This is a genomic window from Pseudomonas sp. H1h (assembly GCF_000633255.1).
GTDB lineage: Bacteria > Pseudomonadota > Gammaproteobacteria > Pseudomonadales > Pseudomonadaceae > Aquipseudomonas.
The window spans coordinates 1-293 of sequence record NZ_AYMJ01000069.1 but is presented as its reverse complement, the minus strand read 5'-3'; the positions used below and the strand labels follow the sequence as shown (position 1 = coordinate 293).

The following is a 293-nucleotide window of genomic DNA, read 5'->3' as shown; positions in this document are numbered from 1 at the left end:
TTCGAGAACCTGGTGCCGAGCACCGTCCCTGCGGTCACCGAAGTGACTGACACCATCGACACCTCGACCGTCAAACTGACCGCCGATACCTCGGTGGCCGAGGGCGGCACTGTCACCTACACCGCCACTGTCGGCGCGCCTGTGACCGGTTCGCCTGTGGTCGTGACTCTGGCCAACGGCCAGACCATCACCATCGAAGTCGGCAAGACCACCGGCACCGTGACCACCACCGCACCGAACGATGCGTTGAACGGTCATGAGCCGCTGAGCAACTCGATCACCGGCGTGACCGG

Annotated in this window: 1 protein-coding gene; it reads left to right on the top strand. The window is 64.5% G+C overall.

All coding sequences use genetic code 11. From position 1 onward, the window contains the following. Positions 1–12: 12 nt before the first annotated feature. Positions 13–293: immunoglobulin-like domain-containing protein (locus U862_RS29260; protein WP_177327386.1), on the top strand; the 281-nt coding region annotated here is incomplete at its 3' end.